This is a genomic window from Niallia sp. FSL R7-0271 (assembly GCF_038005785.1).
GTDB lineage: Bacteria > Bacillota > Bacilli > Bacillales > Cytobacillaceae > Niallia.
Map to the genome: position 1 here is coordinate 289,077 of NZ_JBBOTZ010000003.1, position 13,577 is coordinate 302,653.

The following is a 13,577-nucleotide window of genomic DNA, read 5'->3' on the forward strand; positions in this document are numbered from 1 at the left end:
TAACGGTGTCTTTTATCATAGATATTGGAGTTAGTATAGTTTCATGGACACAATTTAATTAAGTCCTTACAATTATTTTGAGAGGATGTGTCCGAATTGGAACGTAAACCTGCAGGCAAAAAATATAACGATGATTTTAAGAAAACGATTGTGGATTTGTATCATTCCGGCAGCCCGGTTAAAGAATTAAGCAGCGAATATGGCGTATCAGAAGTAACGATTTATAAATGGGTGAAAGACTTTACCCCTATTGGTTCAGAAAAAGAGGCGCTGACACCAAAAGAGTTAGCCGAGATTCAGAAAGAAAACCTTCGGTTAAAACAGGAGGTAGAAATCCTAAAAAAGGCTATGGCCATATTCGCGAAAAAGTAACCGAATCAGAGCTCATCGATTTTATCGAGGAACACAAGGATCAATATCCCGTCCAGAAAATGTGCGAAGTACTGGCCGTGCCAAGAAGCAGCTACTATGGATCCCTTGAAAAAACGACGTCAAAACGTGAACTAGAAAACCAGGAACTCACGCAGGAAATCCAACGGATTCACCTGGAAAGTAAGGCGCGTTATGGCGCACCGAAAATCCATAAGACCTTATCAAACAACGGGGTTTGTTTAAGCCTGAAGCGTGTCCAGCGCTTAATGAGAAAGGCAGGCATCCGTTCGATTACCAGGAAAAAATACCGTCCTTTCCCCTCAAAAGAAAAGGTTGTGCAGCTGGGTAATCTTTTAAAAAGAGACTTCTCTACCTGCACAATCAATGAGAAATGGGTGGCGGATATTACGTATATTCCTACGGTAAAAGACGGCTGGTGCTATCTGGCCTCTGTATTGGATCTGCATTCGAAAAAAATTGTTGGCTATTCTTTTTCTCGTTTTATGACTTCGGAATTAGTGATCGAAGCACTTCAAAACGCCTGTTTTTCTCAAAAACCCCGAAAGGGCTTAATTCTTCATACCGATCTTGGCTCACAATATACCAGCAGTGAGTTTACTCAGCATGTCCAAAAATACGGAATCAGGCATTCTTTCAGTCAGAAAGGCTGTCCTTATGACAATGCCTGTATAGAGTCATTTCACGCCATATTAAAGAAAGAAGAAGTCTATCATACCCAGTACACAGACTACCGGGCAGCGAAGCTGGCCATGTTTCAGTTTATAGAGGGCTGGTACAACAGAAACAGAATTCACAGCAGCATCGGCTATCAAACACCTCAAGCTATGGAGGATCAGATTAGAAGAACCGCTTGATACTTAATTTTTTTGTGTCCAAATTATTGACTCAAATCCAATATTTTGAGATTTATCTGTGAATGGTTTTCATATCAATATAACCATTTTGTTTACTTATCTGATGGTTTTGCTTGACTAAAAAATAACTAAATAGGATCTATACCTATCATTAGAATAGAGTTATTCCATGGGATGTTCATCATCATCTTCCAATATGTGATTGAGAAGAACAAACAATGCATCTTGCGCATCAAACTATACTTCTATCAACAGAAACATGGGCAGCTACCTGATCCCATTCTTCTAGTGTTTTAATTTGTTCTAAAGCTGCTTTTACTACTTCATGTTGTCCTTTTCCTGCAAAAATCCCTACACGATTTTTGTCCCATTTATCACCATAAATATTTGATAAGTAGTCATAAAGATTCATTATTTGCCTCCTCTATAATTCTGAATTTTTCGTAATTTGATTAACATATTTAAACCTTAACATAGTCATATATATGTTCATAGTTGTTTCGAATAAAGTGAAGATAACAAATTTCACTAATAAATATCCTATGTAAAAACCAACTTTGCGAAGAATTACACTTAAACAATAGGGGGCTTTCCTTAAACAATAGGGAAGCTTTTTTCTTGTTTTCTTGTGTGGCTATAACGCAGGATAATTAAATAAAAATAGATAGCTCTCTATGATATATTGTTAATACAAATAATTAAATTATTGAATATCAAATACAGATATATATAATGAAATGCATAATTCATTTTATCAAAACGTAATGGATGTGTTTGTTAAACTAAAGCTAAACCATGATCAAAATTAGGTGGGATAATATTGTGATTAACTGGGAATGGTTAGAAGTTGATATATTAGAAAGGGAAGAGAAATGGGAGGAAGCAAAATTGCTTCTAATAAAGAGTTGGCGGCAAAATCCTCAAGACATAAAAGTTGCTATTCGACTTGGTTTCTTTGCCTGGAATATATTAGTAGAAGAAGGGCCTTTAGGGATTACAGATGAGGATGTAGATTTTGATGAGTTAGAGACTGTGTTAAAGGAAGTAACACATTTTGGAATGGCTAATTTTATCACAAATGAAGATTTTCTTTGGTGTTTTGGCTATATGACTTCTCTGTTCCCAGATCACTTCGGTGATTATGATTATTGGGAAGAGAAAGGTATATCGATGTTAAAACATGCGTACGAATTATTCCCAAATGAACCAGTATATAGTTATTCTTACTTTGCATCTTTCTCCAATACCCCCAAAAAAAGCCTTAAAGAAGTATGTTATAAGGTGCAAGCTGTTCTTGAAGAGAGATTTCAAGGAGAAGGTGGTGTACTATCCGAATATTTTAAAGGCGTGTGGCAAAATAGCCAAATTCATGAAAAAAGCGTAAAGCTATGGGAAGATTTTTAAGCAGAATAATAAAGAAAATTAAATGAGGCATAATGCTGTTAAAAGTGTCGTCGTTAACTATATGAATTTTTAGATCCTTTAAGGTAGGGGTCTATTTTTATTTAACATCCTTCCCAGCATTCTTATAATAAGTGAATTTTTCTTATGGAAGAAAAGTGGCAGCATTCCTGTAATAAAGGAAAGTTTGTGAAACAACGTACTTAAGCTATAGGGGGCGATAGATTAACAACAGGTTCATTACGTATGATTTGTTTATATGTTGCAACTCTTGTATTATTTCTTTATTTTATTTTCGTATGCGACGAGATACATCTAACAGGTTTCAAGTTGCCTTATTTCTGCAAAGCTACAACTGGCAGCAAGAACGTATGAAATTGACACCAATAGGGGAAAGTAAAACTATTTATCATAATGCAGTTATTCTACCGACAAGAAAAAAAGTACAAACAACGAATATATAAAATTATAAGTTTGCGTTAAATAACTATTTAACGAACAGTTGAAAATAATGATAATGTTTAGTATAATTTAGTAATACATAATATACAGATTAAACAATTTAGAAGGTGTTAATAATGGGTTTCTATGCATTAAATAAGAATGATAATAAACTATACTCTATTAAAGAATGGGAAATGAAATTTATTAATATAATCCCCTATTGTCCAGTTTGTGGAGAGAGCACAGAAATTAAAGCTAAGGGTTCGGTTTCTATGAAAACCCACTTTGCACATATTAAAGGAACAGATTGTCCATTGACTATTGAACATCAAGGTGAGTACAATTTACTACCTCCTATTATTACTGACAAATCCAACGGCCAAGAAATAAAAAAATGGACTAAAGTTAACACCTTTTTTCTTTATAACAAATGCAAAGAGTTATTAAAAGGAAAACTAAAATACCAAGAATTTGGTGATATACTTAAAAAGGCCAACGAAAAAAGAATCTGGTTCTATAATGGGTTAAATACTAACAACCTTCCTTACGTTTTATTAGTAAATTACGGAATCTTTACAAAAAAATCAGGAATACGTTCAGAAGAATTTTATTTTATATTTGATAAAGTTACCTATGGAGATGATCTTTTTTTACAGAATGGGGTTACACATATATGGAGGGTATACTCTAATTTTGCAATTGAAAAAATAGAAATAGAATCCATCTCTCACAAAGATCTTGCACCTGAGTATTTTTGGAACTATATAAAAGAATTTATACAAAAATAAAAAAACAGCTCAGCCCTGCCAATAAACGGTAGCGGGGAAAAGCTATTTTTGACGTACATATGTGTTAGCAGCTCTACAAAAACGGTAGCGGAGAAACTAACACTGATTAATTTAAATAATACACTTTAAATCGATTATAGTCAAATAAAAAACAATAGATTGTAAGGAGTACGTTAATGAATTATCTTATTTATTTTGATGAATCCAATAAGATTGATCAGTTTAGTAAAGAGTTTTCTTACTATGGTGCTTATGGTGGTTCAGATCAATCTTTAGCAGTAATAGTTAAAAAAGTAAGAGCTGTTTTTAAAAAACTAAATTCAAAGAGTGAATTACACTTTAGAGAATATAGCAAAGATACAAATATAAAAAAATACTTCCAAGCCTTACATACAGTTATAAATGAGAATATTCGTTTGAATATTCTAATAGTAAACAATAATGATGCCTTTAACTCAGCAGATAACATAGGGTTAACTACACCAGAATTACGTAATCTGTTCTATATAAAAATACCAGAACGCTTATTTTATGGATTAACAAGAGATTTGTCCCATTTAGAAACTCAAGGTGAAATAGTTAGTGTGAAAATTAAAATTGATAAAAATGGGGAATACGACAAAATTGATTTAAACGATAAAATCGTTGAGCAAATGAATGCACACTCAGCATACAGAAATAAAAACTATCGCGTGGATAAAGTTTCCCAACAGGATTCTGAGAAATCACTACCCTTGCAAATTATTGATACATTCATGGGAATAGTAGTATTTTTATTGGAGAAAACATATCTAGAAAACTCTGATACTTCAAAAATAAAAAGTGATTTAATATATCGTTTCCTAATTGAACAAGATAATCTCTTTCGTTTTCAGAATCAAGTTCGCTTATTTAAATGGACTGGTCACGAAGAATTGTTGCAGATAAATATAGCAGAACATCTATCTCCTTTTATGGTGCATAAAACAAATTTTGATATCCAAGAAATGAATAAAATTCAAAAAATGCTTCTAGAAAACCCAAGTATTTCAACCAAAGATCTACGTATACAGTTAGGATATCCAAATACTATGTTGAGACAACTCCTTGGCTATAAGGACCAATTAAATAATATTGGAAGAAACACATTTCTTTTAAATTAACAAATAAACAAGAACAAGTGTTCGTTAAAATTAAATTTAGTGCAGACTTATGAGAATTATAGATTAGGAGATGAACTGTCTTGCCCATTGAATCCAGGCAAAGAATTATACATGAAGAACGTTTAGAATTAATGCTCCCTCAAATGCCTGATTATGTTCAAGAGTATATTCGTTCTAAACGAAGAGCTAAATATTCCCCCTCCTCTCTATTAGGATATGTTCATGAATATATTAAGTTTTTTAATTGGCTACTATCTGAGGGGGTTGCTGAATATACAGATATAAAATCGATCCCTTATTCTGTTTTAGAGACTCTTTCAAAGGAAACAGTCGAAATATATAGAGAACACTTAGAGAATGAAGATATTAGAACAGAAAAGGAAAAAAACAAGTTCCCCCCTGCACCTGTTCGTCGTAGGAGCAAAGATGCAGTGGATCGTAATATAAATGCGTTGAAATCCCTCTTCGGCTACTTAACTACAGAGACGGAAAATGAAGATGGAGAATGTTATTTTTATCGAAATGTCTTTAGTAAGATTAAGCAACGTAAAGAACAAGAAACTGCAAGCCGTCGAGCTGCAAAAATCAGCTCAAAGGTAATTAAGTCTAATGAAATAAGCGACTTTATTCAATTCTTGAAATTTGATTATGAAAAAAGCTTGCAAGCTACAAGTACTAAAATGTACAAAGCTTATTTAAAGCAAAAAGAAAGAGATGTAGCAATGATTTCTCTTCTCTTAGGAAGCGGAATACGAGTATCAGAGCTTGCTAGCTTGACTTTACAGGATATTAATTTTCATACCAGAGAAATAGATATCATTCGTAAAGGTAACAAGGAAGATACAGTGCTGGTTCTCCCTGCTGCTCTAGATGAGTTAAAAGCTTATTTGAGGGTTAGGCAAGAGAAATTTAACACAAAGGAATCCGATATTTATGTGTTTGTAAGTAAATATAAAGGGATGGTACAGCCATTATCAGTAAGGTCTATACAGAGTCTAGTTAATAAATACACTAAAGATTTTTATTCCCAAGATGAATTTAGTACCGGTAAAGGGTTAAGTCCACATAAAATGAGACATTCTTTTGCAAATGATTGGATTCTTCAAGGTGGAGATATTATTACACTTAGAGACCAATTGGGACACAGTAGCATCGAAACAACTTCGAAGTATACAAACCTTTCAAAGGATGAAGGTAAAAAGGTTATTAAAAAGATGGAAGAAAATCGAAATAAATAACCTCTTATCCCTCTCTACACCTATAATTAAAAGATTGGAGTAATAAAATGAGCCAAATTTCATTCGATGATTTGTTTCAAGAGGAAAAAAAGCTGGAGCGCACAATTAGTGATACCCCCTCTCCCCTACAAAACAATATTTTAGAGTTAGTTCGTAGAGGGGAAACAAGTGCTTTATCCATCTGTGAGCATCTTATTAAACTAGGGAAATTCTCTGATGAGCGATTTTCCACTAATAAACCGAAGGCCTATGGAAAGATTTGCTTAGCCTTAGACAAAATGACTAGAGATGGTCTATTGATTTTTGTAGAAGACATTGATAAAAAGGATAGAATCTATAAACTGAATTGTTAATAAAGGAGTAAGCTTTTATGTCAAATATGTTCAAATTTATAGAGGTAACTATGAATGATGGAGAAAAAGGATTGCTTTTAAAAAACTCGGATTTAAACTTAGTAAATCGTAAAGAAGCATTAGAGTATATAGAAAAGTTAACGGCAGCCTATAACAACCCATCTGTTGATCAGTTTATTGAGTCTCAAAATAACCGGATTAATGGTGAATTAAATATCGAGTTTACAATGCGATCTACGTTGTTAGATTGGGTTTATGATGATGAAAAGAATCAATATATTATTAATCAACCAACTTTTAAAATGAAGGAATTCAGGAAGAATCTTAAGCAAAATTGGTCCTTCCATTGTGCCTCATGCAATAAAAAAGTTTCAAGCAGTACTGACCCAGGTTACTTTTTAGTTCGTGCGTATACTTCGCAAGATAGCATAACTGAAAAGGCCTGTTCTTCTGCGTGCTGCTCCGTTATTTGGAGAGATAATGTACGTGATTGGATTACTGAAAGAGGATTCCAAGATAATGTAAAAATAAAAAGTAATTCCCAGAAAACGGAGGAATGAATAATGGAATTTAAAATTGATCCGAGTTATGTGACTATTACCCCAGAGTTGGAAGAGCACTTTCATAAATACGGTAAAGTCATAAAAAGTACAGCAACCGTAAGAGATTTAAGGCAAGTTTATGGGGATGATAATTTTTTAGATTATATGGAAGAGTCTAAAGAGCTCTTGGTAATTGCCGATTATAATACATATAGCTTAAAAATTGAGGAGTTAGGACCCCTTCATTAGTAGAAAAGAGGTTTAGTTATGCCAATCAAACCGTTTAGTGTACAACGCTTTATTCTATATATCTCCTGTATTGCATTCAGTGCTCTAGTTTTGTACATTAATTCAATATTTAACCCAATTTACGATAGTAACACATTTATCGTCCTAGTTTGCTTTTATTTTTTCTTCTCGGCTGCATATTCATTCACAGATCTAATAGGTATTAATAAGAAAGTTAATACTCTGGAAGAAAATATTAGAAAAAATGAATTTAGAGAAATGATTAAAAGTGATGTACATAGAATGGCGCAAGATATTAAGCCGAGGGTAGAAGAAACAATAGAAAAGAAGGAACCGACAGAACTAGATATATATGATAAAGCATATACAGATGCAGAAACAACTTGGAAAATGAAAAAACGGGAAGAACGTAATTCGTTTGAACACTACCATAGTACCTTATATCACTTGAGGAAGAGCAATAAGTATATTACGCTTATAAATATTTTTCTAAATATGGTCTTAGGAATTGTTTTATTAAATACCTTAACCCCTATAATATATACTATTGTTATTTTTGTTTTCTTATTGCCTTATATACCAATATTACTAAGAATAAAGAAGTTAAGAAAAAGAGAAAGAGCTTTATATCAAGAGATTACTCCAAATAAGTTAAAGGAGTTTCTTGAGATGATACAGAATGGTAGATTTTGAGTAAAGGTGAGGAATTAATATTCCTCACCTTTACATAATTTAAAGTATATCTCAATTATTCTCAAATTCATCCTTATTTTCTTCCATCTTCTTCTCCATATTTTTTGATAGAATTTCCATGATTTCTTCATAAGAAAGTTCTTGGTAATTTATTTTACTTCTAAGGAAATCCGAACAAACATCAATAAATACATTTGCGATTTTCTCTGTTACCTTTCTATTAAAAGTTCCCAGAATTAAACCTACGACTGGAGAAATAATGATATTGCCTTTTCCAACTGATTTACCTAGTAATTTTGTTAAGTATGTAGGAATTTTAGTGCTAATCTTTTCACTTCCGTATTTCACAGCCGCTTTTCCGACCGTTTTTGTTCCTTCGAAAAATACAAACGGTAGAACGATTGATTTAATTAATGGTTTAGCTTGTTTAGAGAACTTTAAAAAGTTCTTATCAACAGGAATCCCCATCAAAGTCATGATATCTTTTGCAATATAAAGATAAACAGCACCTTTTCCAATAAAATCTAAACCAATAGGCAATGTATCTGCTATATGACCCAGATTTTTATAATTAAAAGGTCCTTTAGAATCTAATCTTTCTTGAATAAATTGTCTAGCAGATTTTATTTTTTCTTCAATTTTAATTTTTTGTGCTGCAGTAAACGCCCTTTGGGTGGCTTCGGGAAGTATTTTCATTGTTTCATTGATTAAAACTTTCAAACCGTGAGCAGGGATTACATGACCAATAATATTCCTGTCCTTTGCAAGCACTTGACAGATAACTACTCCAGTTAACTCATTTTCTAAGTAACCTTTAAGTTCTTCCTCAGTATCAAGAGTTTGAGTTAATACTATAATTACAGGCATATATTTTGAGAAATCTCTAATCCAAGCTATTTCCGTATCTTCTATTCTTTTGCTCTCATTTGAAATACAATACCACATTACATGCATATGCTCTTCTTCACTTGAGGATTTTGCACGTCTTTTTATCTCTTCTATAATACTATTTCTAGAAACCTCTCTTTCTGCTGAATCCAATTCTAAGCCTTTTGTGTCGAATAAATTCACATCAACTCCAGGTACACTATATTCTTTTAGTGCTTGAGATACAGGTTTACCTATTCCTGTTTCAGCATAATCAAATCCAAAAATTGCATTTATTAAGGTACTTTTCCCCACTCCAGTTTTACCAGAAAGAATTATATTGGGTTTTATAAATTTTTGTTTAAAATCATCATCAAAGTTATCAAAGTGATTTTTGTATTTGTAATAAAATTCTTCCCATTGATTATTTTCAGTCATTAGTTCATCCTCTTCCCTTATGTTTAGTTATATTGTACCTGTTATTAAACATTATTATAGATAATAATACTAAAAATGTTTTATAATTACATTGTGAATATACGATTTATATAGTTGAGTTCAATTAAATAAGGAAAAGTGACCGAAAATTAATTGTTAACTTAAAAAAAGACTTCCGTATAGAAGTCTTTTGCTAACCTTTATGCCCACCGACTAATCCTGAACGGTGTATTGCCGTCCCACCAGGTGCATATGAAACGGCACGTAATAATGCAGTTGATCCATACTTATTCCTAATTTCATCTACAACATAGCCCAACTTTTTCTTTTTCCAGCTATTTGTATCAAATAGGTCCAGTTGTACCTCTGTGTCCTTCTCTAACTTTGTAAGTGAAATAGACACTTGTCTGACGGTCTGCCCTCTATAAAATTCGTTTAACAAATCAAGACAGACTTTATATATATCCATGGTTACATTTGTAGGTGTTTCAATTGTTCTAGAACGATAAAATCCACCGCCGAACTCGTCCCTACTATATCCTAGACCAAAACTAACGGTTCTGGCAGCTTGATTGTTTGTCCTAGCCCTCTTACATACCTCTTCACAAATTTCTAATATAACTGCCTCAATTTCTTTTCTGTCCTTGTAATCTCTTAGAAGGACTTGGCTTTTACCTAAGCTAACTTGCCCTTTCATTATTGGAGCTCCTACCTCAGATAAATCAATACCCCAGGCATGGTGATATAATTGATTACCCATTATACCAAATTTCTTCTCAAGTAATTCAAGATCATACCTAGCTAATTGTCCAACAGAGAATATCCCCATACTATTTAGAGTTTTTTCTACTCTACTTCCTATCCCCCACATTTCACTTAAAGGAGAAATCGGCCATAACTTCTTTGGAACATCCTCGAATGTCCATTCAGCAATCCCTGTTAGTGAATTTTTTGCAGCTATATCCAAACAGAGCTTACTTAAAAGCATGTTTGGGCCAATACCTATTGTGCAATATAACCCAAAATCATGATAAATATCTGCTTGGATTTTTTTTGCTATTTCTTCTGCTGAACCCCATATCTTCTCTAAACCACTACAGTCTAAAAAGCTTTCATCAATGGAATAAACATGAACAGCTGAAGGTGGCACATAGCGATAAAATAACTTAGTAATCTCTGTACTCACTCTAATAAATATGGACATACTGGGGTCAACTATAACGATTCTTGGGTCATCAGGTATTTCAAATAAACGTGATCCTGTCTTTATTTTAAAATCTTTTTTCATTGCTGGAGAAGCTGCTAGAACAACGCTCCCTTGTCTATCGGTATTCCCTACAACCGCTAAATGACAAGTTAAAGGGTCAAGTCCTAGCATTACTGCAGACACACTTGCATAAAAACTTTTCATATCGACACATATTATAGGGCGGTTGGGGAACTGACTATAATCAAACATCTTGCTCACCTATTTCTATAGACTTTATTAATAGCATTAAAGGATAGATGTTGGTAAAGACCATTTAATTTCCTAACATGTAATTCATCTTTTTGATAGTCAATAAAAATGGCCGTACCTGTGATTGTTTTATTAATATCTTCTGATTTAAATTCGAAAGTTAAATGCCAGTTGTACTCCATTGCTTCGTAAATTAAGCTGTTGTTTTCAAATAAATAATGGTATATACCATCTTGCTTAGTATCTAATCTCCCCATGACTTTTACCCTCTCCTGTTCATTATATGTAATAATAGCAGAACTTATGTTCGTTATCAATGTACGATGATTCCTAAATCAACTATTATTTGTAAAATAAATACCCGCTTTTTTTAGCGGGCACTCCAATATTTTAGTTAAATCATATAATGAATTTTTGAAAGCTTGCACTGCGCATATACCCATTTTTGGAAAGGCATTGATATTTGACTTCGCACTTAATTAGCGGATCCAAATAAATAAAGTCTTTATCCTCATCTATAATCAATTGTTTAGAAATATGATAAAAAGCCTTTCTTTCATCTGGTGGAACAAATTCTAATATTCCTCTATATTTGTTATCTTCCTTCATAAGCCAGCCGAATTTTTCTTTTCTTATGCCACTAATTGAGACAGTAGAGTATTGATAATTTTTAGTTTTAAAAATGACATTATTAGGACGAGAGTCCAAGTAATACGGTTTATTGTTATCTCTTGTTACCACTCCCTCCAAATCTAAATCAACCACTCTATTATATAAAGTGTCTCCATCTGAATATACAGGGGCGACAGATAAATTGTTTTGGTTTGGGATGTAATTGTTAAGTAGAGATATACGTTTATAATATGGTTCATTTAGTAATGACTTATCATTTAAATAGATAATATCGAACGAAACAAATTGAACAGGTAACACTTGTGTTAGTTCAGCAATTTTTGTGGGGTTAGAGGCTTGGAAACGGGTCATAAGGCTATCGAAACAAGGAACAGGTATCTCTTTTTTGGTATCAAAACAAATCATTTCTCCGTCCAATATACAGTTTTGAACAGGCAACTTAATTGAATCAAATTCAATATACTTTTGTGTAACCTCATTTTTATGTCTGGTAAAAATACGGATACGTCCATCTTTATAATGTAATAACGCTCGATGCCCGTCATATTTTATCGTCCAACTATAGTTGTCTCCTGTTGGAAGTTCAGGAGCGGGTTGAAGTAGCATCGGCTTTAGTGGTGTATTTAACATTCTATAGCATACTCCTCTCCACTACTTAGCATATCACCAATAGAAAAATGACTATATAGTAGCTTGTTAGAAACATAGGAAAAAAGAGACATATTATGAGAGAATAGACATCACTGTCATTGACTAGACAGGCTAAATGTCCTATAATAAAATTACAAACAGTGTAACATATATTATGGTTATAAAATACATAAACAATATTCGAAGGAGTTGAAAAGATGAATGTGATATTAGGTGCCCTTAATGGTATGCTGCAATATAGCAGAGGAAGAGAAGTTGGAGGCTATGGGATATTAGGCATTGTAATCGCGATTGTTGCTGTCTATCAATGGGACAATTTATTACCCGTTTTAAGAAGAATTGGAGTAGTAGATTTCTTTGATAAAATAGGGTTAATATATATAAATGATCCAGGAACAACGGGGCTAGCAGTTTTCCTTTTTATATTGGAGATTTGCATTGTCCTTGCTATTGTAATGGTAGCTGTAATAATATTGGGTCTTATTGTCAGTATTTTTTGTTCTAGTAAGGTTGGTACTATAATTATATTAACATTGCTCTCTCCAATTATTGCTATCGCAATCATAACTTTTGTAATTTTCTATTTATTGTTTCAAACACTAGGTTTAAAATCTAAAAAGCAAAGGATGAGAGATGATGAAGACAAATGGTACATGGAGAATTACGGCACAAAGTCACCTCAGACTATCGCAGAAGAAGAACATAATATGACTCCTATTAATGTATTAAAAAGGTATTGTGAGGAATGGGATTATGATACAGCTATGGATTACTTAAATACAATCCCGATGTATGGTGATAAGAGGTTCCTATTAGGAGAAACTACTACAGGAGAAATTTATGTCCTTTTACCAGATCCTACAATCAAGTATTCTATAATGAACCCTGGGCTTTCTGGTGAATTGACTCTTATAGGATTGGATGTTCAAAAGCAAAAGTATATTGATGATTTTGTAGAATTGAAAAAAACAGACCATAGGTTAGGGGATAGAAAGTTAGTTATATCATTCGTCCATCAAGTAGAAGATAGCGAAAAACATTCTCCTTTCGCAGTTTCTGAACTTATTATCTATAAACCTGCAGAGGAGATAATTAGGTTTTTTATGCCTGATTATGAGCGTAAAGACTTTAAAGCTTATTTGAGTCCTCTAGGTGAAAGAAAAGAGTATACTGAACGAGCTGATAGATATCAACAATATTATTTTGAAACGAAGGAACGACTTTTAAAAGATATCTCTAATGCTAAGGAAAAATATGAATTTGAACAATTGGTTTCTTATGTAAAGACTTTGAATGCTCCGAATGAAGATGTCATTAAATTAATGAGAGACTCCTCAGTAGAGATGGAAACTAACTAAAGGAGAGGAACGGTATAAGAACGCAAAAGTATTCTAGAGAGGAATTAATAAAAATAGCTCAATTACATTTAGAA

Annotated in this window: 16 protein-coding genes; 11 read left to right on the top strand and 5 right to left on the bottom strand. The window is 32.9% G+C overall.

The genetic code is table 11. From position 1 onward, the window contains the following. Positions 1-96 precede the first annotated feature (96 nt). Positions 97-1,247 (top strand): IS3 family transposase gene (locus tag MKX82_RS28860; RefSeq protein WP_341082129.1). Its coding sequence is split into 2 segments (ribosomal slippage): positions 97-346 and positions 346-1,247, totalling 1,152 coding nucleotides; the frame shifts between segments, so codons are not numbered across the junction. Positions 1,248-1,479: 232 nt separating this feature from the next. Here MKX82_RS28860 and MKX82_RS28865 read toward each other — a convergent pair. Next, positions 1,480-1,659, bottom strand: coding sequence for a hypothetical protein (locus MKX82_RS28865; RefSeq protein WP_127743096.1), 180 nt, complete (start codon positions 1,657-1,659; stop codon positions 1,480-1,482). A 410-nt stretch (positions 1,660-2,069) separates the two neighbouring features. On the opposite strand from MKX82_RS28865, the gene MKX82_RS28870 reads away from it, so the two are divergent. The 9 genes from MKX82_RS28870 to MKX82_RS28910 all read left to right on the top strand — a co-directional run bounded on the left by MKX82_RS28870 (position 2,070) and on the right by MKX82_RS28910 (position 8,097). Further along, positions 2,070-2,651, top strand: a complete 582-nt coding sequence (locus tag MKX82_RS28870) for a hypothetical protein (protein ID WP_127743098.1) — start codon at positions 2,070-2,072, stop codon at positions 2,649-2,651. A 296-nt stretch (positions 2,652-2,947) separates the two neighbouring features. Next, the gene (locus tag MKX82_RS28875) at positions 2,948-3,112 is read left to right on the top strand and encodes a hypothetical protein (RefSeq protein ID WP_341082132.1); all 165 of its coding nucleotides are present in this window, start codon (positions 2,948-2,950) and stop codon (positions 3,110-3,112) included. 114 nt (positions 3,113-3,226) lie between these two features. Further along, positions 3,227-3,880, top strand: a complete 654-nt coding sequence (locus MKX82_RS28880; RefSeq protein WP_341082133.1) for a competence protein CoiA family protein — start codon at positions 3,227-3,229, stop codon at positions 3,878-3,880. A gap of 176 nt (positions 3,881-4,056) precedes the next feature. Further along, a complete protein-coding gene (locus MKX82_RS28885) occupies positions 4,057-5,022 on the top strand; it encodes a DUF3800 domain-containing protein (protein ID WP_341082135.1) in 966 nt (321 codons plus the stop codon). An 80-nt stretch (positions 5,023-5,102) separates the two neighbouring features. Beyond that, positions 5,103-6,260 (top strand): tyrosine recombinase XerS, encoded by a 1,158-nt coding sequence (xerS, locus tag MKX82_RS28890; RefSeq protein WP_341082137.1) that lies wholly within the window; start codon positions 5,103-5,105, stop codon positions 6,258-6,260. A gap of 47 nt (positions 6,261-6,307) precedes the next feature. Continuing rightward, positions 6,308-6,613: a DUF3895 domain-containing protein gene (locus MKX82_RS28895; RefSeq protein ID WP_341082139.1), complete on the top strand. Its 306-nt coding sequence runs from the start codon at positions 6,308-6,310 to the stop codon at positions 6,611-6,613. A 17-nt stretch (positions 6,614-6,630) separates the two neighbouring features. Then, positions 6,631-7,173, top strand: a complete 543-nt coding sequence (locus MKX82_RS28900) for a hypothetical protein (RefSeq protein WP_341082140.1) — start codon at positions 6,631-6,633, stop codon at positions 7,171-7,173. Between the two features lie 3 nt (positions 7,174-7,176). Further along, entirely contained in the window at positions 7,177-7,404 is a 228-nt protein-coding gene (locus MKX82_RS28905; protein WP_341082142.1) for a hypothetical protein, read from the top strand. Positions 7,405-7,422: 18 nt separating this feature from the next. Next, complete coding sequence (locus MKX82_RS28910) at positions 7,423-8,097, top strand: hypothetical protein (RefSeq protein WP_341082145.1); 675 nt, start codon at positions 7,423-7,425, stop codon at positions 8,095-8,097. A gap of 51 nt (positions 8,098-8,148) precedes the next feature. Here the strand turns inward: MKX82_RS28910 and MKX82_RS28915 are convergent, their stop codons facing one another. The 4 genes from MKX82_RS28915 to MKX82_RS28930 all read right to left on the bottom strand — a co-directional run bounded on the left by MKX82_RS28915 (position 8,149) and on the right by MKX82_RS28930 (position 12,124). Beyond that, complete coding sequence (locus MKX82_RS28915; RefSeq protein ID WP_341082147.1) at positions 8,149-9,402, bottom strand: GTPase; 1,254 nt, start codon at positions 9,400-9,402, stop codon at positions 8,149-8,151. 193 nt (positions 9,403-9,595) lie between these two features. Next, complete coding sequence (locus MKX82_RS28920; RefSeq protein ID WP_341082149.1) at positions 9,596-10,861, bottom strand: Y-family DNA polymerase; 1,266 nt, start codon at positions 10,859-10,861, stop codon at positions 9,596-9,598. A 5-nt stretch (positions 10,862-10,866) separates the two neighbouring features. Further along, positions 10,867-11,118 carry a hypothetical protein gene (locus MKX82_RS28925; protein WP_341082150.1) on the bottom strand — a complete coding sequence of 84 codons (252 nt, stop codon included), beginning with the start codon at positions 11,116-11,118 and terminating at the stop codon, positions 10,867-10,869. Between the two features lie 142 nt (positions 11,119-11,260). Beyond that, on the bottom strand, positions 11,261-12,124 hold the full coding sequence (locus MKX82_RS28930; RefSeq protein WP_341082152.1) for an ATP-dependent DNA ligase: 864 nt from the start codon (positions 12,122-12,124) through the stop codon (positions 11,261-11,263). A 218-nt stretch (positions 12,125-12,342) separates the two neighbouring features. Between MKX82_RS28930 and MKX82_RS28935 the strand changes: the two genes are divergently transcribed. After that, positions 12,343-13,503, top strand: a complete 1,161-nt coding sequence (locus MKX82_RS28935; protein ID WP_341082154.1) for a hypothetical protein — start codon at positions 12,343-12,345, stop codon at positions 13,501-13,503. Positions 13,504-13,577: the final 74 nt, after the last annotated feature.

Excerpts from the sequence above, each read along its gene's own strand:
- MKX82_RS28865 (WP_127743096.1), bottom strand. The coding sequence starts at position 1,659 with ATGAATCTTTATGACTACTTATCAAATATTTATGGTGATAAATGGGAC.
- MKX82_RS28875 (WP_341082132.1), top strand. The coding sequence starts at position 2,948 with ATGCGACGAGATACATCTAACAGGTTTCAAGTTGCCTTATTTCTGCAA.
- MKX82_RS28880 (WP_341082133.1), top strand. The coding sequence starts at position 3,227 with ATGGGTTTCTATGCATTAAATAAGAATGATAATAAACTATACTCTATT.
- MKX82_RS28885 (WP_341082135.1), top strand. The coding sequence starts at position 4,057 with ATGAATTATCTTATTTATTTTGATGAATCCAATAAGATTGATCAGTTT.
- MKX82_RS28895 (WP_341082139.1), top strand. The coding sequence starts at position 6,308 with ATGAGCCAAATTTCATTCGATGATTTGTTTCAAGAGGAAAAAAAGCTG.
- MKX82_RS28900 (WP_341082140.1), top strand. The coding sequence starts at position 6,631 with ATGTCAAATATGTTCAAATTTATAGAGGTAACTATGAATGATGGAGAA.
- MKX82_RS28905 (WP_341082142.1), top strand. The coding sequence starts at position 7,177 with ATGGAATTTAAAATTGATCCGAGTTATGTGACTATTACCCCAGAGTTG.
- MKX82_RS28910 (WP_341082145.1), top strand. The coding sequence starts at position 7,423 with ATGCCAATCAAACCGTTTAGTGTACAACGCTTTATTCTATATATCTCC.
- MKX82_RS28915 (WP_341082147.1), bottom strand. The coding sequence starts at position 9,402 with ATGACTGAAAATAATCAATGGGAAGAATTTTATTACAAATACAAAAAT.
- MKX82_RS28920 (WP_341082149.1), bottom strand. The coding sequence starts at position 10,861 with ATGTTTGATTATAGTCAGTTCCCCAACCGCCCTATAATATGTGTCGAT.
- MKX82_RS28925 (WP_341082150.1), bottom strand. The coding sequence starts at position 11,118 with ATGGGGAGATTAGATACTAAGCAAGATGGTATATACCATTATTTATTT.
- MKX82_RS28930 (WP_341082152.1), bottom strand. The coding sequence starts at position 12,124 with ATGTTAAATACACCACTAAAGCCGATGCTACTTCAACCCGCTCCTGAA.
- MKX82_RS28935 (WP_341082154.1), top strand. The coding sequence starts at position 12,343 with ATGAATGTGATATTAGGTGCCCTTAATGGTATGCTGCAATATAGCAGA.